Origin of the sequence: Mycobacterium szulgai (assembly GCF_002116635.1) — a bacterium.
In the GTDB taxonomy this organism is placed as follows: domain Bacteria; phylum Actinomycetota; class Actinomycetes; order Mycobacteriales; family Mycobacteriaceae; genus Mycobacterium; species Mycobacterium szulgai.
Genome location: NZ_LQPW01000130.1, coordinates 1 through 6,944 on the forward strand (window position 1 = coordinate 1; position 6,944 = coordinate 6,944).

Consider the following 6,944-nt stretch of genomic DNA (forward strand, 5'->3'; position numbering starts at 1 on the left):
CCCCAATACCCCGCCCCGACGGCACCACACCCACCGCCTCCACACCATCACGCAACAAACACCACAACCCCGACAAATCCCCCGCACCCGGAAAACGACACGCCATCCCCACAATCGCAACAGCATCACCACCCACAACCCCCGCCGACTCGGCGAAAGATTTACGTTCGGCGTCAGCGCGGTGTTCCATTAGCTAACTCCTTGCAGCATCCCGGGTTTGATGCATACATCGTCTTGTGCGACCGGGATTTCTCCGATCTGCTGGTAAGCGTAGTGACCGGCACTTCCGGCAGACAGCAAGTTCGGTGCCAAAGTCCCGGAAGGGTTGGCGAGCGACTCTGAGTCGAAGATTTCCGTGAGTTCGCCTCCGGTTTCGCTGCTACGGCTCAACCTGCAGCAACTCCACGTGGCGCGCAGGCCGCTTGGGTAGAAACGACGCGGGTACCGCAGTTGCCGCGGCCACGATCGTGGCGATCAGGAACACCCCGGCATAAGCCAGTGACAAGTCCTTGGTGAGATGTTCGGTGAAGTCGGGGAGCCGAAGCTGAGAAGGCAGTTTGGCCGGGTCGAGCGGCGCAAGCCGGCGGGCAGCCTCGGCCCGGATCAAGTCCGCTTGTCTGGCTGCAGCGATGTTGGCACTCTGGTTGAACCTGCTGGTGAGCAGCACCGACATCAACGCAGCGCCGACAGACACGGCGACGGTGTGGGTGACGTTGAATAACGTTGAGCCGTGCGCTACCTCGCTGGAATTGAGCGTGTGCACCGCCGACCATGAAACCGGAACCATCATGCAGGCGGAGCCGGCGCCGAATGTCGCCAGCCCGGCCAGCAGCATCGTCAGGTGTACGTGCTCTCGGCTCATGCCGTAGACAAACATGCCCATGCCCACGACGGTCGCGGCCGTCCCGCCCAACACCACCCCGCGCGGCCCCCGCGTTTCCGTCAGCCGCCCTACGATCGGTATGGCGACGGCCGCGGCCAGGGATTGCGGTATGAGAAGTAATCCGGACTGGAACGGTGTCTTTCCGAGGACCTGCTGGAAATAGGCCGGAAACAGCAGGCTGCTGCCGAAGAAGGCGACGGCGAACACGAACCTCGTGCCGTTGGCCGCAGCGACCGTCCGATTCTTCAGTAGACGCAGATCGATCAACGCACGATCAGCCCGACGCAGGGCATGTAGTACGAATGCCGCGATCAATATCACCCCAACGGTCATCGGTACCCAAGTGTGGGGATCGCGAACCGTGCCGCGCTCCGGCAACAGTGACAGCCCGTAAAGAAGCAGTACGAGCCCTGGGGGCAGCACGATCATGCCGAGGACGTCCAGTGACTCCGCGGACGATGAATCATCGCTCGGGAGAACGTATACCGCCAGCGCCAGGGCGAGCGCCCCCACGGGGATGTTGATCAAGAAGATCCATTGCCAGCCAAATGAGCTGATTAACCAGCCACCGAGAATGGGCCCGAATATTGGGGGCATCAAGACGGTGATGTTGCTGATCGTCATCACGCGGGCTAACCGTGCCGGGCCAGCCGCACGAGCCAGGATGATGAGCTGCAGCGGTATGACTATCCCGCCGCCAAGCCCCTGCACCGCCCGAAAGGCCACCAGCTGGGTGATGTTCGATGCCATTGCGCACAGTAAGGATCCGAAGGTGAACAGCAGCACCGAAGCCATCGCGAGCCGTTTGACGCCCAGCCGGTTGGCTGCCCAGCCGGTGAGTGGAATCACTGCGGCCAACGACAGCGCATAGCCTGAAGATGTCCATGCGACGATGGCCTGGGTGGAGGAAAATTCGTCGATGAACGTCCGCTGGGCCACATTGACGACCGTCGTGTCCAGGCTGACCATCACCGCGAGCATCAGGCACGTCACGGTGGTCATCACGAGTCTGGAATCCAGCGTGGTGGGATAGTCGACGGGACGCGCGTCGTCGTCCAGGCGCGATCCGCCCGTGGCGTGAGTGCTGGCAATTGTCTTCGGCTCACGCGGCGGCCGATCCGCCTGGCGCATTGCTTTACTGTATCTGCCGTAATTGCGGCGCGACGCCGGTTCCGTTCTTCAAACTGTCCTTGGCTTAACTAGTCGGTGCGACGCTAGATACCTGCCGCCGTTTTCAACTCGACACCCGCGGACACCGCGGCCGCGAAGCAACTTGCTCTACGCGCGGCGGATCCCGGAGACTGGGGCCGCGCCGCTAACCGACAAGCAAAAAGACGGGCCGACAAAGCCATTTGCCGTCGACGCGCACGTCGAAGTCGAGGCGACCTAGGACATCAACCAACGCATGATCCGCGCATAGCGCAACCCCTGAAAAAACGCCGACACGCACAATGAATTGCGACCATTCCGGGGCCCGGGAAACTCGGCTACCGTGAAATTTCGAGGCTCGCAATCCATTCTTCCAGAATTTGTGCTACTAACTCCGCACCTTCAAATACTACGGATTCATGATGCTCCGGCACCGTGCGTACAGTCTGCAATGGTGTCCAAGGCGTGGCTATAGCATACTCGAGACTTCCAGACTCGGAACGCACCTTGAGATAAGGCTTGGTGCATTGCATAAATAGTACATCTGCTTTAAGAGGCCCTTTGTATAGCCTTGGTATCACTTCAGACCACCCCGCCATCGCGGTTAGCCTGGTGGCGTTATACAATCCCCACTCACGTGTTCTCTCGTACATCGCGTAAAAAAGATCACTACTCGTTGATAATAATAGTTCACTATCTTCAATGGAATAGGTGTCCAGTAACGCCACTCCCGCCACACGCACATTCTCTTTGTTTTCAAAGTAATCACCCAAAGCGTAGGCGAAATTACCACCCGATGAATAGCCAGCAAGAACAAAAGGTTCGTCGCCCACCAGCTCCATGACCACACGGGCGAGCGACTCGACTGCGGCCTCGGGCGAATTGGGCAGAGGTTCGCCCGCTGAGAACCCACAAAGTGGGACAGCCGAGACAGGTCTTAAACTTTCAAATGCGGAGGCGATGCGTGCATAAACATACACGCCGCTGGTAAATACAGAGGTACATATAAATACAAGGTGAGGCAATTCGGGTCCGTCGGTAAGCCTGGCCGCAGTCGGCAAGATGCTCGTATCGCACTCTGGCCCGAACACCGGCCGGAGCCGCGAAGCTGCGCGCAGCAAGTGCATTCCTTCGCTCATTTTTCCAGCGTCGACCGCATCCTTGAATAGTGCTTCAAGCGAACCCTGAATCAAGACCGACCGCGACTCTTCGATGATGGATTCGCGGGATCGCGGAACGGCGGTCGCAATATTTTTCCTATGCTCAGTGAGCATATCCACAATGTGGCGGGCCAACAGATCAGGGGATTTGTAATCAAAAACAACCGTTGGTGACAGTTTCAAACCCGTGGCCGAATTGAGCTGATTTCTGATCTCCATGGAATTCAATGAGTCCAAGCCGGAATTCTCGAAAGTCAAGTTGGCTCGATCGTCGCGCTCATACCCGAGTACATCTGCGGTGCACTGAAGGATCAACTCTCTTACCACCCGGAGTTGTTCGGTGTCGCTTAACTCGGCCAGTCGCACTTCCATCAGCCCTGCCCCGGAGCCTGCACCCTTGACCCGCCGCCGCAGCGGGCGACGTATCAGCCCGTCAAATAACGGCGCCAGGTCAGCGTTTTGAGCCCGGTTAGCCAGCGCCGTCTGGTCTAAGCGGGCGGCCACAACGGTGGGCTGATCCAGCGTTAAAGCGGTATCGAACATCTCAAGCGCCTGCTGGGCGGTCATCGCCGCCACTCCGCCACGACTCATCCGCGCCCTATCACGATCGGTCAAATGCCCGGTCATCGCGCTGGCTTGCTCCCACAACCCCCACGCCAACGACACCCCCGCCAACCCCCCCGCATGCCGATGAGCTGCCAACCCATCCAAAAACGCATTCGCGGCCGCATAATTACCCTGGCCCGCCGTGCCCACCACACCCGCGATCGAGGAGCACAGCGCAAACATCGGCAACGCCATGTGCCGGGTCAGCTCGTGCAGGTTCCACGCCGCATCCACCTTGGCCCGCAATACGGCATCCACCCGATCCGGCGTTAACGAGCCGATCGGCGCGTCATCAAGGGTCCCTGCGGCATGAATCACCCCTGTCAACGGCGGGCGCCGCCCCGCAAACCGGTCCAACAGCCCTGCTACCGCCACGCGGTCAGCAACATCACAGGCGACCACCTCTACCTGCGCCCCCGCCCGGGCCAGCTCTGCCACCAGCTCATCGGCACCCTCGGCGTCCATCCCACGCCGGCTCACCAACAGCAGATGCCGGACCCCGTAGGCGGCCACCATGTGCCGAGCCAACACCGCACCGGCCATCCCGGTACCGCCCGTGATCAACACCGCGCCCGCCGCCAACGCATCGGCGATCCAAGACCGCCGCAGCACCGGCGGCACTGGGGCCAACCGAGCCACATAGACCTCGCTGCCGCGCACCAGCAGCTGGGGTTCCCCGAGACCAACCAGCACAGCCAGATCCACCCCAGCGTCGGGAGCAGTGGCGGTGTCCACCAGCACGATCCGCCCCGGTTGTTCGGCCTGCGCCGAACGCACCAGCCCCCATACCGCCGCCCCCGCCAAATCGGTGACCTCGTCCCCGGCCAACCCGACTGCGCCATGGGTCAACACCACCAACACTCCCGCCCGATCCCGCGCAAGCCACGATTGCAACCTCTCCAGAGCGGCATGCGTTGCCGCGTGCACCGAGCCCGCCACATCCTCACCGGGAGCCCCGCACTCCCACACCACCACGTCACCATCCGCCTCACCGTCAGCCTCGGCGCAAAACTGAGCCCATGACACCACCATCGGATGCCCAACCGCCTGATCCACGAGTGCGGCCTTAGGCGTTACGGGTGACCACAGCAACTCCAACAAGCCCTGATCGGCCCCGCCGCTAGCCGCAATCACCGAGGCGTGCAACTGTTCAGCTGATACCGGGCGGGTGGTTAGCGAACCGACCGATAACACTGGCCTACCCATGGTGTCGGCCAGCTCCACCGAGAATCCGCCATCAGTGTCGGCATCGGCGGGGGCGACGCGGGCCCGTACCCACGAAGCGCCCTGGGCGTGTAGCGACACCGCGTGCCAGGAGAACGGTAGTTGTGTTTGTGCGGTGTCGGTGTCGGTGGACAGGGCCACCGCGTGAAGTGCCGCGTCGAATAACACTGGATGCAACCCAAACCCGGCCGGGTCGACCCCGGCGTCCTCGGGCACACCAACTTCGGCGAACAATTCCCGGCCGCGCCGCCACATCGACCTCAATCCGCGAAACGCGGGCCCGTACTCATAGCCCCGCTCGGCTAACCCGGCGTAAGCATCCGAGATATCCACGCTGAGCGCGCCGAGTGGCGGCCACACCGACAGATCGGCTGAGGGGACCGCCTCTGCCGCCCCGAGCATGCCCTCGGCGTGGCGCACCCACCCCGAATCAGCTTCGCCGCCAAGCGAATACACCGACACCGGCCGCCCACCGGACTCACCGGCCCCGCCCACCACAACCTGAACCCGCACCTGACCCCGATCGGGCACCACCAGCGGAGCACCCAAGACCAACTCCTCGATGACCCCGCACCCCACCTCATCGCCGGCCCGGATCACCATCTCCATAAACCCGGTCCCGGGGAACAGCACCACCCCGCCCACCTTGTGATCGGCTAGCCACGGCTGTGCTCCCAGCGACAAACTCCCCGTCAACACCACCCCACCAGAATCCGGCGCCGCTACCACTGCACCCAACAACGCATGCTCGGCCCGATCCAGGCCGACCGAGGTCACATCCCCCACCGGCCTGCCCGACAGCCAGTACCGCTGCCGCTGGAAGGCATAGGTCGGTAGTTTCACCCGCGAGGGGCGCCACGGGGCGAATACCGCGGCCCAGTCCACCCCTATTCCGGCCACATGCGCCTGGGCCAAAAACCCCGTCACCGCGTCGGGTTCGGGCTGATCGGCACGCAGCGCCGGAACACACAACGCCGGCTTGTCCTCGCCGTGGGCGGCCAGGCACTGAGCCACCATGGCACTGAGCGGCCCGGTCGGGCCCAGCTCCAGGAACCGGGTGACCCCCGCCCCGGCCAAAGACTCGACCCCGTCCATGAACCGCACCGCTTCGCGGGCATGACGCACCCAATACCGCCCAGAACTCAACTCATCACCGGTGGCGACCCGGCCGGTCAGATTGGACACCACCGCAAGCTGCGGCTGCCCGAACGACACACCCTCAAGGACCGCGCCGAACTCCTCGAGCATCGGCTCCATCCGCGCCGAATGAAACGCATGACTGACCTTCAACCGGGTGGTCTTGCGGCCCCGCTGCGCCCACACCCCCACCCACTGCTGGATCGCCTCGGCATCACCAGAGACCACCACCGACCCCGGAGCGTTCACCCCCGCCACACACAGACGACCCTCATAACCAACCAACGACGACACCACCTCCTGTTCGGTCGCCGCCACCGCCACCATCGCCCCACCCGCAGACAACGCCCCCATCAACCGCCCCCGCGCCGCCACCACCGCACACGCATCCGCCAGCGAAAACACCCCCGCCAGATACGCCGCCACCAACTCACCCACCGAATGCCCAATCAAGAAATCCGGCGTCACCCCCCAGGACTCAACAAGGCGATACAACGCCACCTCCACCGCAAACAACGCCGGCTGAGTAAACGTCGACTCATCCAGCAACCCCGCCTGCACCGACCCCGCCGGCGCGAACAACAACTCCTTTAACGACCGACCCAACAACGGATCCAACCGCGCACACACCTCATCAATGGCCTGCGCGAACACCCGATAACCCCGATACAACCCCGCCCCCATCCCCACCCGCTGCGCCCCCTGCCCAGGAAACACAAACGCCGTCTTACCCTGCACCACCCGCCCAGTCACCACCCCCGGTGTCGGGGACCCCGCCGCCAACC

General features: G+C 62.9%; 3 protein-coding genes. All 3 read right to left on the bottom strand.

The features are described from left to right. On the bottom strand, positions 1 to 190 hold a 190-nt coding region (locus tag AWC27_RS17925), incomplete at its 3' end, for a beta-ketoacyl synthase N-terminal-like domain-containing protein (RefSeq protein ID WP_139837068.1). 189 nt (positions 191 to 379) lie between these two features. Beyond that, positions 380 to 2,014 carry a DHA2 family efflux MFS transporter permease subunit gene (locus tag AWC27_RS17935; RefSeq protein WP_085671724.1) on the bottom strand — a complete coding sequence of 545 codons (1,635 nt, stop codon included), beginning with the start codon at positions 2,012 to 2,014 and terminating at the stop codon, positions 380 to 382. 356 nt (positions 2,015 to 2,370) lie between these two features. Further along, positions 2,371 to 6,912, bottom strand: a complete 4,542-nt coding sequence (locus tag AWC27_RS17940; protein WP_211281660.1) for an SDR family NAD(P)-dependent oxidoreductase — start codon at positions 6,910 to 6,912, stop codon at positions 2,371 to 2,373. Between the last annotated feature and the right edge of the window lie 32 nt (positions 6,913 to 6,944).